Genomic DNA, 15,823 nt, shown 5'->3' with positions numbered 1-15,823 from the left:
AGGGATAGCCCCACGATCAGGGGCAGTCTCCAAAAGAATAGCCCGCACCTTGCGGCGCGGGCTATCGAATGTCGATCATTCCGAAGATATCGGTTTTAACGTGCGGCGACGTAAACTCGCATCGAACGTTCCGGCATGATGAACTTACCGGAAGCCGGCGGACGGGGCCCGTTCAAATCGGGATAAACGTCGGCCGGAGGTTCGGCGGCGGTGTCGACGAACATCCGCCAGCTGGTCGCTTTGGCGACCGGCGGCAGAATAAACTGCGCCGGCGATGCGGTGGCGTTCATCACCAACAGCACGTCGCGGCCAACCCCATGCGGATCATTGTGCTGGTCCGGGGCCGCCAGAACGCAAATCAGCGTTCCTTCAGCCGCGTCCCAGTTGACCGCCGTTCCCAGAGCGCTGTACCAGTTGACGTCGTACAAGCCGCGTCGACCGGTTCCCTTGCCGCTGAGGAAGTGCTTTTGACGGACCGTCGGCTGATCGCGACGGAACGCGATCAAGGCTTTGACGAACCGCCGCATGTCGGCGTTCTTCTCGACCAGCTTCCAGTTCATGTACGAGATTTCGTTGTCTTGGCAGTAGGCGTTGTTGTTCCCCCCCTGCGTACGACGACACTCGTCCCCCATCAAAACCATCGGCACGCCCTGCGAGAGGAGCAGCGTGGTCATCATGTTCTTGATCTGGCGCTGACGCGTTTTCTCGATGCTGCGACGACGAGTCGGGCCTTCCACGCCATAGTTGTAGCTGATGTTGTGGTTGTCGCCGTCTCGGTTGTGTTCGCCGTTCGCGTCGTTGTGCTTTTCGTTGTACGACACCAGGTCGTTCATCGGAAAGCCGTCGTGCGACGTGATGAAGTTAATGCTGTGGTACGGCTGACGTCCGCCCGGTTGGTACAGATCGCTCGATCCGGCCAAACGAGTCGCCAGCGCGCCCAGCTTGCCCGGGTCGCCGCGCCAGTACGAACGGATGTCGTCGCGATAACGACCGTTCCATTCAGCCCAACGCAAGTTGGCGAACGAACCGACCTGGTAGGCGCCAGCGGCGTCCCACGCTTCGGCGATGATCTTGGTGTCGGCCAACAGCGGGTCTTCGGCAATCGCTTCGACCAGCGGCGGGTTCGGCACAAGATTACCGTTACGATCGCGGCTAAGAATCGACGCGAGATCGAACCGGAAGCCGTCGACATGGTAGTTGTGCACCCAATGTCGCAGACTATGGAAGATCATCTCGCGGACGATCGGATGGTTCCCGTTGACGGTGTTACCGCAACCAGAGTAGTTCTTGTAGTGGCTGCCGCCGTTGGCCAGCATGTAATAGACCGGGTTCTCGAGCCCCTTGAAGCTCAAGATCGGGCCCATCTCGTTTCCTTCGCAGGTATGGTTGAAGACGACGTCCAGGATCACTTCGATCCCGGCCTGGTGCAGCGCCTTCACCATCTCTTTGAATTCGCGAACCTGACCGCCTGGCTCTTTACTGGCGGCGTAACCACGATGCGGCGCAAAGAACGCCATCGTGTCGTAGCCCCAGTAGTTGGTGCGGCTCGGCTTTTCGCCGGTCATCATGTCCATGATCGGAAACTCATGGACCGGCATCAGTTCGACCGCCGTCACGCCGAGCGATTTCAAATACGGAATCTTCTCGACCACGCCGGCGTAGGTGCCGGGGTTCTTCACGCCGGAAGTTTCGCTTCCGGTGAACCCTTTGACGTGCATCTCGTAGATGATTGATTCCGACAAGTCGCGGCGGAGGTGGCGATCTCCTTCCCAGTTAAACTGGTCGTCGACCACCACGCACTTCGGCGGACGGACGATTCCGTCATACGCGGCCTGGAACGTGCCGGCTAGCGCTTTGGCGTACGGATCGATCAAACGAGCGCGGCCGTCAAACAGCAAACCGCGGCTCGGATCGTAGGGACCTTCGGCCTGGAAGTGATACAGTTGTCCGGCCGAAACGCCAGGGACGAAAATGCTCCAGATATCGCCCCAGCGATCGGTATCACGATCGAAATCGATGATTTCAGTCGGTTCCGTATCTTCTACCGATTTGTACAGCAACAGCCGCATTGCAGTCGCATGGCGACTGAACACGACGAATTGAACGCCTCGCTCGTGCAGCACAGCGCCGTACGGGAGGATGTGAGTAAACTGCAACTCCGGGTGGGGATAAACCATAAGCATAGGTGACGACATTGCTCCTTCGTCAGACGGGCTTCCTCGCATCAGCGATTTAAAGCTAACACCCGACTTCAGACCGTGTCGTTGAATTCACCCCTCGCTATCTTGTTTTTTTGAATCTAGTCGCTTGTTGCATCATCTGGCGAAACAATAGCTTAGGGTTAACGGCGATGTGCTGCGAAAACCTTGCCGACTACGACCAGCGATGATGCCTCGTGGTGGGTCAACATTTCGCAAATACCGTGCGATCCCTTCCACACGGATCATAGCAACGATTGGGCCATCTGGAATAATCACTGCGGCCGGAAGGCGTATTTCGTGGGAATTAAGTGAAATTTCAGGGGGAAACCGCGTTCCACCGTTCCCTCGTCGGCTCGTTGACAATCTGCACCGGCAGCGGGAAAATAGCCTCTTTCTTCAGCAGCTTGCACGAATAAAGTCAATGGCTAAAGCAACTTACAAGGACGCCGGCGTCGATCTGGATATCTATGCCGAGTCGATGTCGCGACTTCCGCGTCTCATTCACCGCACCCACAGCCCGCGAGTAATGAAGCTCGACGGCGGTTTTGCGGGGCTTTTTAAGCTCGACTTTGATAATTCTTTATTCGCCCGCAAGTACGAGAATCCTGTCCTTATTTCCTGCACGGACGGGGTCGGCACAAAGCTGAAAATTGCGGAAAAAACTGGGATTCATAAGACGGTCGGCGTCGACCTGGTCGCGATGTGCGTTAACGACGCCATCTGCTGCGGCGCCGAACCCCTCTTCTTTCTCGACTATATCGCGATGGGGAAGGACGATCCCGATCTGCTGGAAGACTTGGTCGAGGGAATCACCGACGGCTGCCTGCAGGGGGACTGCGCCTTGGTCGGCGGCGAAACCGCCATCATGCCCGACATTTACCAGGTCGGGGATTACGACATGGCCGGGTTCTGCGTCGGCGTCGCCGAGCGGGCCCACCTGATTGACGGTTCGCACATTGCCGCCGGCGACAAAGTGATCGGCATCGCGTCGAGCGGCGTCCACTCCAACGGCTTCAGCCTGGTTCGCAAGATCGTGTTCGACCTCGCCAAGTTGTCGGTCGATCAACATGTGGAAGAGTTGGGCGAAACGGTCGGCGAAGCGCTCCTCCGACCGACCAAGATCTACGTCGCCCCGGTTCGCAAAGTGTTGAACCACTACAAGGTGAAAAACGTCGTCCACGGCATCGCGCATATCACCGGCGGCGGTCTGGCCGAGAACATCGAACGGATCCTGCCCAAGAACGTCGACGTCAAAATCGACGGCAAGTCTTGGCCCCGCCCGGCCGTCTTCCCCTGGCTGCAAAAGTTGGGTGAAGTCGAAGACGCCGAAATGGCCCGCGTCTTTAACATGGGGATCGGCCTGACGCTGATCGTCAGCTCGTACTACGCCAACAGCGTAAAGAGCATGGTCGCCGACTGCGGCTTCGAGACGTTCGATATCGGCGAAGTGGTCGACGGAACCGGCAAGGTCTGCGTCAGCTAACGCAGACCGGTTGCGGCTCAACTTCGAGAATCGCTTCAAACAGCTGTGCGGAATTCACTTCCGTCGCCAGCGGAAAAGCGATCAGCTTCGCCCCTCTCCCCACGGCCAACGCGCCAAAGGCCGTTTCAATCCCGAGCGCCTTGGCCGGCGACTCGGTAACCATCGACAACCAGGCTTCCGGCGAAATCTCGGGAAACGACTTCGCGGCAAGTTGTACGTCGCGCCATAGCGCCAGGTCGGGATTCGACGCCCGCGAATCGGTTCCGATCGCTAGTGACGCTCCCCGGCGAAGGAGTTCGGCCAGCGGATGTTTCGGATGATCGAAATAGGCGTGCGTCCGCGGGCAATAGACGACCGTCATCTTCGCCGGGCGAGCCGCCACGAAGTTGATCTCCGCGTCGTCAAAGTAGTTGCCATGAATGAGCAGCGCGTGATGGGCGACCGCCAGCATCCGGAGATAGTCGACAGGACGCTTCCGCGGCGAAAAGGCGTCATCCCGCCAAACGCCGAACTTCTCCAGCATCTCGCGAAAGAGCCCGCTCTGCGAGTCGAGCAGTTGCAACTCGTCGCGTGATTCCGCCAGGTGCATCGCCAACGGCGTTTTCGTATCGGCCGACATTCGCGCCGCCACGGCGACGACGTCGCGGTGAACCGAATAGGGGGCATGCGGGCTCAGCCCAACTGCCATCCCACGCGACTTACCCTGTTGTAAATGCGACTTCGCCGCTTCGAGCAACTCGGCTCCTCGCTCCGGCGATAGGCCGATCAATTCGAGCAGCGAAACGACGCCGGGCTCTTCGGCATACATCTCCAGCGAATAGGGCATCGTCGTGATCTCTCCGAGCGCGGCGATCCCCTGCTCTTGCGACTCACGAATGCCGGCCGAAATTGCCGCCGCTTTTTGCGTTTCCAAAAGTTCGCCGGCCGCGCGACGTCGACCAACCACTTGCTGAATCCAAAGCGGAAACTCCATCCCCGCTTCGCCAAGCGGAGCGTCGATGTCGCTAAACTCGAGATGCGTATGCGCGTTGACGAGACCTGGCGCTAATGCGACGTCTCCCAAATCAATCGGCGCGGCGCCAGAAAGATTCTCGCCGACAGCGACGATGCGTCCATCGGCGACGCTGAGCAAACCATTCTCGATCGGCGGCTGATCGACCGGGATCAGCCACTTCGCCTGATAACAGCAAGTCGCTCGGCTCATGACGTCGGATCCTCAATCACGTGCTGCGATTCCCAATCGGCTCGCCAACCGGCGATCTCACTCCAAGTTTCGGGGAGCGGCGCCGTCACCGCGACAATCTCATCAACCATCGGATGCTTGAAGCGCAGGTAACGTGCATGCAGCGCGATGTGTCGATCGCGCTCGTCGACTCGTTGCGGACCGAACCCGATCGTGCTGCCGTAGAGTTCGTCTCCCAGAATCGGATAGCCGTGCGCGGCGCACTGCACGCGGATCTGATGGTAGCGGCCGGTGTCGAGCTCGATCTGAAGCCAGGCGCCCTGCTCTGTCCGCTGCAGCACTTCGTACGTAAGTCGCGCCCAACGTGCGTCGGGATCGGACTCCGCGGTGATCTCTCCTTTTGCGACGTCCGGAATCTTGCGGATCGGATCTTCCCAGACGCCGCGGTCCGCTTCCGGCTGCCCGGCGACCATCGCCCAATAGACCTTCCGCACCAGGCGGGTTTCAAACTGCTGCGAGATCCGCCGCGCCGCACGCACATGCCGCGCAAACGCCAACACGCCGGAGACAGGACGATCCAATCGATGGGGGACGCCCAGATAGACGTTCCCCGTTTTCTCTTCCCGCCGCTTGATGAACGCTTTGATCCGCGACTCAAGACTATCGATGTGCGGGGGCGCTTGGGTCAAAAGCCCAGCCGGCTTGGCGACGCAGAAACAGGGGCCCTGCTGGTACAGAATATCGATACCGGGCGAGACGGATTCGTTCATCCGGCCATTATAGCGAACCGACGCCGGATCACGTCAGACGCCTCCACACTAGCCCGCAGCGCAAGCAAGGGAATGCGGCTAACCATCGCCAGCGGCGAAGAGTCGCTCGACTAGCAGGAGTGAGCGACTTCGATGTAGTCCGAAACGCGGCGAACCGTCGCCAGGCGCGAGACCAATTGCACGGCGGTCAGTTTCAGCGAGTCGGTCGGGACCGTGCCGCAGAGGACCACTTCGCCGTCACAAGCGGCGCAGTACAGACGCGACAGTTCCGTCCGACCGCTCGCATCCAGCATTTGCCGGACGGCCGTCGTAAGAATGGCGTCGGAAGAGGCGCGGCGATCTTCGCCGGCGGTAATTTCTAAATCCGTCATCAGAGCGTTCATTGGAAGACTTCCTGATCCAATTTGCATAAGGGGTTTTTCTCTTTTCTCTATAAATTACGTCCCGAATTCGAACGCTGGATGAATTGAGTAAGAACTTTTGAAGTATTCCGTCGCTTTGCCGGACGGAAAAAACAAAAACGCCGGCGAGCGAGCGCCGGCGTTTTCGGTTGTAACGAATCTGCAGCAGGAGAGGGTCTTAGACCTTCCCTTCGGCCGGAACTTCGTACGGCTTGCGATATTCGCGGGTCAACAGGTTGTTGGCCGCTTCGTTGCCGGTAAAGGTTTCGGCCTTGCCGTCCATCTTCAGGTTCGGGCCAATTTTGACCTTGTCTTTCACCAAGTCGACCTTGTTGTCCTTCAGGTGCTCGGTGAAACGATCGAGCGTCGCTTTGACGTTTTCGGTCGTTTCGATCGCTTCCAGACGTTCCAGGCATTCGCCGGCCGAAACGGATTCGCCCAACAGGTACGAAATGTTGCCGGTGTGGCACAAGGCGCTGGAGAGGTGACCTTCGACGATGTGGCCGTTCAGGCTATCGGCGTTGCGCGAGCGAACCGCACTGATGAAGTTGTCATAGTGGTGCTGGTCGCCGCCGCCGCTGAATTCCTTGATCTTGTTGCCATCTTTGTCGAAAGCGACGCCGCCGTTGTACGACGGAATCACGACGTAGCCGTCCGAACCTTCGAAGATGACGCCGATCGCCGAACCCTTGTAGTTCTTGCTGCTGGCCGGCAACGACTTGTCGTAAACCAGACCGCGAACTTCAAACACCAGCGACGCGTCGCCGTAGTTGTGAATGATCACTTGCGTGTTCGGCGTGGTGCCGGCGTCTTCGTAGCCGTAGCGACCGCCGTAGCTGATCACCTGCGAGCTCAGTTCGTCGACGCCAAGCCCCCAACGTGCGATGTCCATCTGGTGGATGCCTTGGTTGCCAAGGTCGCCGTTACCGTACGGCCATTGCCAGTGCCAATCGTAGTGGAACTTCTTGCGAGTCACCGGACCCATCGGAGCCGGACCCGCCCAGAGATCGTAGTCGACCGACGCCGGAACCGGGTAATCGCCGACCGGACCGATCGAAGGACGCGGCTTGTAGCAGAGACCGCGAGCGACGTTGATCTTACCGATGCCGCCGTTCTTCACGAAATCGATCACGTCGATCATGCCCGGGTTCGAGCGGCTTTGCGTACCGGCCTGGCAGATCTTGTTGTACTTGGCGGCCGCTTCAACGATGCGGCGACCTTCGCTCACATTGTGGCTGACCGGTTTTTCGACGTAGACGTCTTTGCCGGCTTGCAGCGCCCAAATCGCGGCCAGAGCGTGCCAGTGATTCGGCGTGGCGATCGTGATGATGTCGACGCTGTCGTCTTCCAACACCTTACGAATGTCGGTCGCGATCTTCGGCTTTTTGCCTTGCTTGTCGGCGACTTGCTGAGCGCGACGTTCCGCCACGTCGGTATCGCAATCGCAGATGTAGACGTATTCGGTGTCTTTACGATTCAGCATACCGCCGACGTGCGACATACCACGGCCATTCACGCCGACCGTGCAGACGCGCAGTTTTTCGTTCGGGCTGCTGCTCTGTTTCGTTTCTTCCGCCATCAGCGGAGCAGCGGCATTGGCCGCAACAGCGGCAGCCGTTGCGAACATCGATTGTTCCAAGAATTGACGACGAGACTTCAAAGTCATGTGGCGCTCCGTTTAGGCGGGTAAAAAGATTGCGCGTAAGGTAGGAATAAGTGCGAAAGCACTACCGCAATGATAAACGATCTCGGCTCAATTGGAAATCATTACGCCAAGACTTTTTTCCTGACGCCAGTGGTCAGCGGTCGAATCCGAAGCGGGCGACCAGCCAATCCGACAAGGTCGGCGCTAATCGATCGAGCCAGACCAAGCCCTTACCGCCGAGGCTGAGAATCACCTCATGCTTGCCGGATTGAACCGCCTTAATCGCAGCTCTGGCTACCGCAGCAGAGGTCATCGCCCCCTTCCCTTTCGCCGGCTGACGCCCCGACTTTTCGATCACGGCGGACGAAAACTCACTTTCCGTCGTACTGGGACTGACCAGGATCATGTCGATACCTTCGCTAGCGAGTTCTGCCCGCAGGGCGTCGCTGAACCCGTGGATCGCAAACTTGCTGGCGCAGTACTCGCTTTTGGCGGGCACAGCTCGATGGGCGAGGATCGAAGAAACGTTGCAGATGGCCGGCGTTCTCCCCTGACGCAGCGCCGGAATCGCCTCGCGAATCAGTTCGACCGGCGCAAAGAAATTGACTTCCATGACTGTGCGGAGTCGCTCGGACGATCCATCGGCAAACGGACCAAGCGCCCCGATGCCAGCGTTGTTGATCAGCAAATCGAGTCCGCCAAAGCGTTCGCACGCGGTCTGCACCAGTTGCGTGCGGAGCTGCGAATCGCAAACGTCGCCGGGAACGACGACCAATCGATCGGGCGCGGCGGCTTCACTGGCCAACGCTTGCAAGCGATCTTCTCGCCGCGCGGTCGCCACTACTTTGGCGCCGGCGGCGATTAGTTGCAGCGTCAGCTCTCGCCCGATTCCGCTCGAAGCGCCGGTAACGATGGCACGCAGGTCGCGTAACTGCCGACGCCCCATCGTCAGGCGACTTCTTCGATCGAATCTTCGCCAACCGCCGTTGCGGTCGGGACATGATCCGTAATCACCGTGTCCGCGTCATCGATCCGTCCCAGGAAGTGGGCCGGCAAGCGGCAATGAATCCGGACGCGCGTCTCGCTGTAAGTCTTCGAGATGACTTCGCCATGCGCGGCCAGATAGGCCATCAACTTGCCGTTGTCGATGTTGGTCTCGACGTCGACGTCACGGAAGCTCCGGCTGAGCGCGTCGCTGACGGCGAGCGCGAATTTCTCGCGACCTTCGCCGGTCTTCGCACTGATCAGCAGCGCGTCGGGATGACGCTCCAGCAGCATGTCGAGTCGACGACGATCTTCAACCGCGTCGATCTTGTTCAGCACGAGAAGCATATCCTTTTCTTCGATGCCGATTTCGGCCAACACTTCATAGACCGCCCGAATCTGGTTCTCAACGTCGGAACTGCTCGCGTCAGCGACATGCAGCAGCGCGTCGGCCTGACGCGCTTCTTCAAGCGTCGCCTTAAAGCTGGCGATCAAACGGTGAGGCAAATCGCGGATGAAACCGACCGTATCGCTTAGCAGCACCGGTCCCCAGTGCGGGAGATACCAACGACGCGTGCGGGTATCGAGCGTTGCGAACAGCTTGTCCTCGGCCAACACCTGCGCGTCGGTCAGAAAGTTCATCAGCGTGCTCTTGCCGGCGTTCGTATAGCCGACGATCGAAATCGTGATCACGTCGCGACGCGATGCAACTTCTCGTTCGCGGCGACCTTGAACTTTCGCCAGGTCGTCTTTGAGATCTTTGATCCGCTTCTCCACCAAGCGACGGTCGACTTCCAATTGCTTTTCGCCCGGACCACGCATACCGACGCCCATCTTGATGCGGTCCAAGTGGCTCCACATCCGCTTAAGTCGCGGCAGCGAATACTCCAACTGCGCCAGTTCGACGGCGAGACGCGATTCGTAGGTGCGCGCATGCGTCGCAAAGATGTCGAGGATCAACTCCGTCCGATCGATCACCTTCAGACCGGTCCCCTGTTCCAGGTTGCGGGTCTGAGCGGGAGAGAGTTCGTTGTCGAAGATGATCACGTCGGCGCCAGAAGCTTCGGCGCACAACTTCAACTCTTCGACTTTCCCCGAACCGAGATAGCTCGCCGTCTCCGGCTTGTCGCGCCGCTGCGTCATTCTCCCGACGACTTCGGTGCCGGCCGTAGTGGCCAACCCTTCCAGTTCGTCGAGAGGATCGTCGCTCACAACCGTTTCTGGCAGGATGACTTTGACCAATACCGATTTTTCTTCGGCAACGCTTTGTTTCCGTTCTCGTTGAGTCACGCGGCCTCGTATTTACCTATGGTTGGGTGAAAGAATCGCTTCTGTCATTATCTTAGCCCGACGCGCGAAACCTCCAATAGTCTTGCGCGGCGGAACAGGTGAGACGCTCGCCCCCCGAATTAGGTTCACGCCGCTTCGGCGGAACGAAATTTTCGGGTTACCGCCTTAAACCGTTCTACCAAGCGACTTTGAAACCGGTAGGGATTCCAGGCCATCGCAATCGTCCGGACCGGCTTCGGGGAACTGAGCGAACTATAAGTCCTCCGCGGGTCATGATCCAGACGGCGGGCCATCTCCGGAACCATCGAAACCCCATGCCCCAGCGCGACCAGTTCCTGCACGGTCGCCAATTGGCTGGTTTTCTCGATCGAAACGGGGTGGAACGACTTCTGCCGGCAGAACGAAACGATGTTGTCCGATAAGCAGTGCGCCTCGTCCAGCAAGATAAAGGGATAAGGACGAACGTCGGCGATCGTGATCCGTTTCTTGCTCGTCAGTGGATGCCCGGCCGGCATCGCCAGAAACAGCTCTTCGTCAAACAGGCTTTCGACCTCGATATGTTGCATCGAAACCGGCAGCGCCAACAGCGCCACGTCGATCTCTCCCTGGCCGAGTCTTTGCAGCAATTTTTCGGTAACTTCTTCCTGGACGGTTAGGGTCGCTTCGGGAGAAGACTCGGCGAACGACTGCAGCAGCCCCGGCAGGAAGTAAGGAGCGATCGTCGGGATGGCGCCGACTCGAATGCGCCCGGTCCGACCGTCGTCGGTGATTTCGGACTTCGTATCTTCGATCAGCGAGAGGATCTGTTCGGCGCGTGATTGAAGCAGCCGTCCCGCTTCGGTCAGAACGACCGATCGGGTCTGACGCTCAAAAACCGGCTGGCCCAACTCTTCTTCCAACTTGCCGATCGAACGGCTGAGCGCCGGCTGCGACACGAGCAAATCTTCCGCCGCCCGGGTGAAGTTCTTCCACTCGGCTACTTTCAAGAAGTAACGCAACTGACTGATTTCCATCGCCGCCTCCCCAGGAGAATCAATAACCGATACGCATTGTATATATCGCGATAATGCATTGGAAGCATGATGCATTTAGGGCGAAAATGATTAGCAGTGAGGACGGCGGCGTCTCGCCGCAAGAGAATAGGGTGGGAAAGGCGCTTCGTCCGCGTCGTCTGACCGGACGAAGCGCCCCTATTTCTCCTCCTCGCCAGCAGCCCCCTACTGGAGTCGCCCGACATGCTGATGTTCCTTCGCTTCGCCGCCCAGTTTGCGATTTGCGCCGCGCTGCTCGCCATCGTCGGAATGGCTGGCCTGTTTGCGATGACGCCCCCAGTCGAATCTCCCCCGCTCGTCAGTTCGGCCGGCGTGCCCCTCGACAAGGAAGCGTCGGCCCAACTGATCGATGAGATATTTCAGGCGGTGCGCGACGATGACGCCGCCAAGGTGCGGCAGTTTCTGACCGACGGCCATTCCCCCAACGTCCGGAGCCCGCGCGGCGATACGCTGCTGATCGTCGCCGCCTACCGCGACAGCGGTGATGTGGTCGCCGAACTGTTAAAGACGGACGGGGTCGACTTGGACGCACAAAACCGCGCCGGACTGACCGCGGTCTCCGGCGCTGCGTTCAAAGGACATGACGAGACGCTCAAGGCGTTGATCAGCGCCGGAGCGAACGTCAACTCGACCAGCCCCACGCAGCAGACGGCGATCATGTTCGCCAAGATGGCGGGAAAGACCAGCACGGTGAAGATCCTAGAAGAGGCGGGCGCACGCGAGTCGAGCGGCAGCGCGCCAGCGTCGCCAGCAGCCAAATAGGGGGCGAAGGCGGAGCTCGCCGCCCTTGCAAGGCGATCGGAGTCGGGTCGTGCCGATAATGCCGCGGAGAAATAGCCTTCGCGGGCGTGCGTTCGTTGTGTGCCGTATTTTCCCGGGATATATTTGAGTTACGTCACGAATCCCGTGAAAACCCCACGATAGTAACGCACTCCATCAGAGGACTCCTCACGCATGACCCATTTTGATCGCCGCTCGTTTCTGAAACTGTCGGCCGCCGCCGCTGGCGCCTTCGCTCTGCCGACCGCGTCGCTATTTGCCGACGACGCCAAAGCTCCTTTCAAAATCTCGCTCGCCCAATGGTCGCTCCACAAAGCGCTGAAGGGCAACAAACTCGATAACCTCGACTTCGCCAAAGTCGCCAAAGAAGAGTGCGGCATCGAAGCGATCGAATACGTCAACCAATTCTTCGCCAACAAAGCCAAGGACGAAAAGTACCTGGGCGAAATGATCACCCGCAGCGACGATCTGGGCGTGAAACGCCTGCTGATCATGATTGACGGCGAAGGCCCGCTCGGCGCCAGCGACGACGCCAAACGAACCCAAGCGGTCGAAAACCACTACAAGTGGGTCGAAGCGGCCAAGTTCCTCGGCTGCCACTCGATTCGCGTCAACGCCCAGACCGACGCCAAGTACGAAGAAGGCCAGAAGCTGGCCGCCGACGGTCTCCGCCGCCTGAGCGAATTCGCCAAGCCGTACGACATCAACGTGATCGTCGAAAACCATGGCGGTCTGTCGTCGAACGGCGAATGGCTCGCCGGCGTGATGAAGACGGTCGACCTGCCGAACTGCGGCACCCTGCCCGACTTCGGCAACTTCCATGACTATGACCGCTACAAAGGGGTCGACGAAACGATGCCGTTCGCCAAGGCGGTCAGCGCCAAGAGCCACGACTTCGACGCGGACGGGAACGAAACCCGCACCGACTACTTCAAGATGATGGAAATCGTCGTCAAGAAGCATGGCTATCATGGCTATGTCGGCGTTGAATACGAAGGTAGCAAGCTACCGGAAGTCGAAGGGATCGTCGCGACCCGCAAGCTTCTGGAACGTTGCGCCGAGAAGCTCGGCTAAGCCGAAACCTGCTAGCAAGCGCCACGCGTTGAGCCATAACTGAAACGCATGGCTCAAGCGACGCCAGAAATCCGCCATGCTCAGAAGACATGGCACACGCCCGGCCCGGTTTGAACCTGGCCGGGCTTTTTCGTGCGCAAAACGGCCATTCGGGAAACTTTTTGAACTATTTTCGACAAAATTGGCGGTTTGGAGGCGGACACTCTCCACGATGTGAAAACCGAAGCTGCCTAAAACTTGTGCAACTCACCTCGTGCCCAAAAAAGTGGCGCGACTGCCGCCAAAAGATGCATGCACTGCTGTCAGCTGTAAGTGCTTGCATTGCAATCATTTCGATGCTGCTCTTGACTCGATGGCAAGGATTCTGGGATACCCTTTACCGTCGCGTTCACGGTGAAGGACTGAACGCCAATTTCCAATCGAAAGGAAGGAGCCCGAAATGCCCGATTTCCACCAGCACGGCAGCACGTTCGCCAACACGAGCCAGCCGCAAACCGGTTATGCCCAGAACAACCCGTACGCCGCGGCCCCGCAGCGACTGAGCCAGCCGGCCCCGATGCCGACCTCGCCGCTGTCGCAAGGCCCGACCACGCCGACCACCGCCGGCCCGACCACCTCGGTCGCCACGATGGCTCCGCAAGCTCCGGTCGCCGAAAAGAAGCAGGAAGCCCTGCGAGTCGCTCGCGACCTGTTCCGTCAATCGCCGGACTGGGTCACCTTCTTCCGCGAGATCCTCGGCGTCGAAGGGGTCGTCCGTCGCTTGTTCAACGTGCCGGAACAACTGACCGACTTTGAGAAATGCGAAGAGTACGGCGAGATCCAGTTGATGATCGCCAAGCTGCGTGAACGGACCAGCCCGCAGGCCGAATCGAAAGAGCCGACCCGCGTGATCACCGTTCGCCTGCCGAAGAGCCTGCACGAGTCGCTCCGCGTCGAAGCCCACACGCGTCGCACCAGCATGAACAAGCTCTGCATCTCCAAGTTGCTTCAGGTCGTCGACGATTCGATGATTCCGAACGACTAACCCAAATCAGCTCCTTCCGCACCGATCGCTCGAGTACGCCACGGGCGGCGATTTATTGGCACGGACGCCAACCGAGTTTTGATCGGGGAAGATCTGACGGGCTCGCACCTTTCGGGAAATACTCGCGCCAGCGGCGGACAAGTCGGTCCGCTGCGGCGCGATTTCCTGTAGGCCGCCGGGCGAGAAAAAAATTGACAAACCGGTTTCCCCCGCGATAACCAAAAGGGATCGACTTTTGTCCCCCAGGGTGGGAGAAACGAAAACATGGCGAAACAAGATTCGGCGGTGGTAGACGCCCCCGCGACGCAATCCGACACCAAGACCGACACGCGCGACCAGACGAAGCGTCAGCCGCCGTACGCCGTGATCTTGCATAACGACGACATCAACACGTTTGACTTCGTCATCGAGACGCTCCGCAAGATCTTCGGCTATGAGCTGGAAAAGTGCATCCAGCTAACGATCAATGTTCACAATCAAGGCCGCGGCCCCATCTGGAGCGGCGCCCTCGAAGTCGCCGAACTGAAGGCGGACCAGATCCGCTCGTGCGGCGCCGATCCGCAGATGAAGAGCCAGGGCGCCCTCCCGCTGCGAGTGACGCTCGAACCGCTGCCCCAATAGGGCGGCTCTTCTGAAGAAACCGGGCGCGGCGTTACTGGAAGTTGACGCCGGCCAGCCGCGCCAGGTCCGCAAAGTAATGCGGGTACGTCTTGTTGGTGCAGCCGGGATTCATGATAACGACTCCCGGTTGACGCAGCCCGACCAAAGCCAGGCTCATCGCCATCCGGTGATCGTTGTACGTTTCGATCTCGGCGCCTTGCAGCTTGCCGGGGATGATCGTCAGGCCATCTTCCAACTCTTCGACGATGGCGCCCAGCTTTCGCAGCTCATGAGCAAGGTCGCCGATCCGATCGGTTTCCTTGTGGCGATTGTGGGCGACGCCGGTCACGGTCGTCGGCCCATCTGCAAAAAGGGCGACGGCGGCGAGCGTTTGCACCGTGTCGCTGATCGCATTCATGTCGACGCAGATGCCGTGCATCCGGCTGCCGACCACCTTGATCGAGTCGGTCCCATATTCGACCTGGCAGCCCATCTGCTCGAGACATTCGCAGAAAGCGACGTCTCCCTGGAGCGCATCGCGCGAGAGCCCTTCGACCGTAACGCTGCCGCCGGTGATCGCGGCCGCTCCCCAAAAGTAACTTGCGGCCGATGCGTCGGGCTCGATCGCGTAGCGTCGTCCGACGTACTTGCCTGGCGGAATGACCAGCTTCGTCAAATCGCCGGCGTCGACCGTCACGCCAAAGTCGCTCATCACGGCGGCGGTCATGTGGACGTACGGCTTCGAGACCAATTCCCCCACCACTTCCAACGTCACGCCGTTCTTCGCGTAAGGCGCCGCCATCATCAAGCCGCTCAGGTATTGGCTGCTGATGTCTCCGGCGATCTTGGCGACGCCCCCAACCAGGCCGCTCGTCTCGACCACCACCGGCGGACAACCGTTGCCGGTTTCGCTAATGCAAGTGACGCCGAGCTCGCCGAGCGTATCAAGCAAGTCCTTGATCGGGCGTTCGCGCATCCGCGGAATGCCGTCGAGTCGATACTTGCCGTCGCCGGTCGCGACCATCGCCGTCAGAAACCGAATCGTCGTTCCGCTGTTGGCGACGAACAGATCGGCTTCGCTCACCGGAATCGCGCCGCCGCATCCCGTGACCCGAATCACCTTGGCGTGGGGATCATGTTGGACGTCGATCCCGAGCCGGCAAAGGCTCTCGATCATCACATGCGTGTCTTCGCTCTCCAAGGCGCCGGTCAAAACCGAGGTCCCCTCGGCAAGGGCTGCGATCACCAGCGCCCGATTCGTCAGACTCTTCGATCCGGGGGGAAGGATCGATCCCAGAATCGGCGGCGCGGGGGTAATCTCAATTCGACTGGTCAC

14 protein-coding genes are annotated in these 15,823 nt (G+C 59.4%); 5 read left to right on the top strand and 9 right to left on the bottom strand.

Going from position 1 to position 15,823, the window contains the following annotated elements:
* Nucleotides 1–95 precede the first annotated feature (95 nt).
* Nucleotides 96–2,183: a glycogen debranching protein GlgX gene (gene glgX, locus LOC68_RS06410; protein ID WP_230218460.1), complete on the bottom strand. Its 2,088-nt coding sequence runs from the start codon at nucleotides 2,181–2,183 to the stop codon at nucleotides 96–98.
* Nucleotides 2,184–2,622: 439 nt separating this feature from the next.
* Between glgX and purM the strand changes: the two genes are divergently transcribed.
* Nucleotides 2,623–3,684, top strand: a complete 1,062-nt coding sequence (purM, locus tag LOC68_RS06405; protein ID WP_230216914.1) for a phosphoribosylformylglycinamidine cyclo-ligase — start codon at nucleotides 2,623–2,625, stop codon at nucleotides 3,682–3,684.
* On the opposite strand, the gene LOC68_RS06400 is transcribed toward purM, so the two are convergent.
* From LOC68_RS06400 to LOC68_RS06370, 7 genes are all read right to left on the bottom strand, one after another.
* A complete protein-coding gene (locus tag LOC68_RS06400) occupies nucleotides 3,677–4,888 on the bottom strand; it encodes an amidohydrolase family protein (protein WP_230216912.1) in 1,212 nt (403 codons plus the stop codon). The two genes, purM and LOC68_RS06400, sit on opposite strands and share 8 nt — an antisense overlap.
* Nucleotides 4,885–5,637 carry an RluA family pseudouridine synthase gene (locus LOC68_RS06395; protein WP_230216910.1) on the bottom strand — a complete coding sequence of 251 codons (753 nt, stop codon included), beginning with the start codon at nucleotides 5,635–5,637 and terminating at the stop codon, nucleotides 4,885–4,887. Before LOC68_RS06395 ends, LOC68_RS06400 begins: the two co-directional genes overlap by 4 nt.
* A gap of 110 nt (nucleotides 5,638–5,747) precedes the next feature.
* On the bottom strand, nucleotides 5,748–6,008 hold the full coding sequence (locus tag LOC68_RS06390) for a BON domain-containing protein (RefSeq protein ID WP_230216908.1): 261 nt from the start codon (nucleotides 6,006–6,008) through the stop codon (nucleotides 5,748–5,750).
* A 208-nt stretch (nucleotides 6,009–6,216) separates the two neighbouring features.
* Nucleotides 6,217–7,704 (bottom strand): Gfo/Idh/MocA family protein, encoded by a 1,488-nt coding sequence (locus LOC68_RS06385; RefSeq protein ID WP_230216906.1) that lies wholly within the window; start codon nucleotides 7,702–7,704, stop codon nucleotides 6,217–6,219.
* Between the two features lie 133 nt (nucleotides 7,705–7,837).
* Nucleotides 7,838–8,629 carry an SDR family NAD(P)-dependent oxidoreductase gene (locus LOC68_RS06380; protein WP_230216904.1) on the bottom strand — a complete coding sequence of 264 codons (792 nt, stop codon included), beginning with the start codon at nucleotides 8,627–8,629 and terminating at the stop codon, nucleotides 7,838–7,840.
* Nucleotides 8,630–8,631: 2 nt separating this feature from the next.
* A complete protein-coding gene (gene hflX, locus LOC68_RS06375) occupies nucleotides 8,632–9,957 on the bottom strand; it encodes a GTPase HflX (protein ID WP_230216902.1) in 1,326 nt (441 codons plus the stop codon).
* A gap of 125 nt (nucleotides 9,958–10,082) precedes the next feature.
* The gene (locus LOC68_RS06370) at nucleotides 10,083–10,970 is read right to left on the bottom strand and encodes a LysR family transcriptional regulator (RefSeq protein ID WP_230216900.1); all 888 of its coding nucleotides are present in this window, start codon (nucleotides 10,968–10,970) and stop codon (nucleotides 10,083–10,085) included.
* 222 nt (nucleotides 10,971–11,192) lie between these two features.
* Here LOC68_RS06370 and LOC68_RS06365 point away from each other — a divergent pair, with 222 nt between their 5' ends.
* The 4 genes from LOC68_RS06365 (at nucleotide 11,193) to LOC68_RS06350 (ending at nucleotide 14,508) form a co-directional block, all read left to right on the top strand.
* Nucleotides 11,193–11,771 carry an ankyrin repeat domain-containing protein gene (locus LOC68_RS06365; RefSeq protein ID WP_230216898.1) on the top strand — a complete coding sequence of 193 codons (579 nt, stop codon included), beginning with the start codon at nucleotides 11,193–11,195 and terminating at the stop codon, nucleotides 11,769–11,771.
* A 192-nt stretch (nucleotides 11,772–11,963) separates the two neighbouring features.
* Entirely contained in the window at nucleotides 11,964–12,863 is a 900-nt protein-coding gene (locus LOC68_RS06360; protein ID WP_230216896.1) for a sugar phosphate isomerase/epimerase family protein, read from the top strand.
* 439 nt (nucleotides 12,864–13,302) lie between these two features.
* Nucleotides 13,303–13,887: a hypothetical protein gene (locus tag LOC68_RS06355; protein ID WP_230216894.1), complete on the top strand. Its 585-nt coding sequence runs from the start codon at nucleotides 13,303–13,305 to the stop codon at nucleotides 13,885–13,887.
* A 264-nt stretch (nucleotides 13,888–14,151) separates the two neighbouring features.
* Nucleotides 14,152–14,508 (top strand): ATP-dependent Clp protease adaptor ClpS, encoded by a 357-nt coding sequence (locus LOC68_RS06350; protein WP_230216893.1) that lies wholly within the window; start codon nucleotides 14,152–14,154, stop codon nucleotides 14,506–14,508.
* A gap of 31 nt (nucleotides 14,509–14,539) precedes the next feature.
* Here LOC68_RS06350 and aroA read toward each other — a convergent pair whose 3' ends face one another.
* Nucleotides 14,540–15,823 carry a 3-phosphoshikimate 1-carboxyvinyltransferase gene (aroA, locus tag LOC68_RS06345; RefSeq protein WP_230216891.1) on the bottom strand — a complete coding sequence of 428 codons (1,284 nt, stop codon included), beginning with the start codon at nucleotides 15,821–15,823 and terminating at the stop codon, nucleotides 14,540–14,542.

It is taken from the genome of Blastopirellula sediminis, from assembly GCF_020966755.1.
GTDB lineage: Bacteria > Planctomycetota > Planctomycetia > Pirellulales > Pirellulaceae > Blastopirellula > Blastopirellula sediminis.
The sequence above is the reverse complement of the archived record's forward strand: the minus strand, read 5'-3'. Positions and strand labels throughout refer to the sequence as shown.

Excerpts from the sequence above, each read along its gene's own strand:
- glgX (WP_230218460.1), bottom strand. The coding sequence starts at position 2,183 with ATGCTTATGGTTTATCCCCACCCGGAGTTGCAGTTTACTCACATCCTC.
- purM (WP_230216914.1), top strand. The coding sequence starts at position 2,623 with ATGGCTAAAGCAACTTACAAGGACGCCGGCGTCGATCTGGATATCTAT.
- LOC68_RS06400 (WP_230216912.1), bottom strand. The coding sequence starts at position 4,888 with ATGAGCCGAGCGACTTGCTGTTATCAGGCGAAGTGGCTGATCCCGGTC.
- LOC68_RS06395 (WP_230216910.1), bottom strand. The coding sequence starts at position 5,637 with ATGAACGAATCCGTCTCGCCCGGTATCGATATTCTGTACCAGCAGGGC.
- LOC68_RS06390 (WP_230216908.1), bottom strand. The coding sequence starts at position 6,008 with ATGACGGATTTAGAAATTACCGCCGGCGAAGATCGCCGCGCCTCTTCC.
- LOC68_RS06385 (WP_230216906.1), bottom strand. The coding sequence starts at position 7,704 with ATGACTTTGAAGTCTCGTCGTCAATTCTTGGAACAATCGATGTTCGCA.
- LOC68_RS06380 (WP_230216904.1), bottom strand. The coding sequence starts at position 8,629 with ATGGGGCGTCGGCAGTTACGCGACCTGCGTGCCATCGTTACCGGCGCT.
- LOC68_RS06370 (WP_230216900.1), bottom strand. The coding sequence starts at position 10,970 with ATGGAAATCAGTCAGTTGCGTTACTTCTTGAAAGTAGCCGAGTGGAAG.
- LOC68_RS06365 (WP_230216898.1), top strand. The coding sequence starts at position 11,193 with ATGCTGATGTTCCTTCGCTTCGCCGCCCAGTTTGCGATTTGCGCCGCG.
- LOC68_RS06360 (WP_230216896.1), top strand. The coding sequence starts at position 11,964 with ATGACCCATTTTGATCGCCGCTCGTTTCTGAAACTGTCGGCCGCCGCC.
- LOC68_RS06355 (WP_230216894.1), top strand. The coding sequence starts at position 13,303 with ATGCCCGATTTCCACCAGCACGGCAGCACGTTCGCCAACACGAGCCAG.
- LOC68_RS06350 (WP_230216893.1), top strand. The coding sequence starts at position 14,152 with ATGGCGAAACAAGATTCGGCGGTGGTAGACGCCCCCGCGACGCAATCC.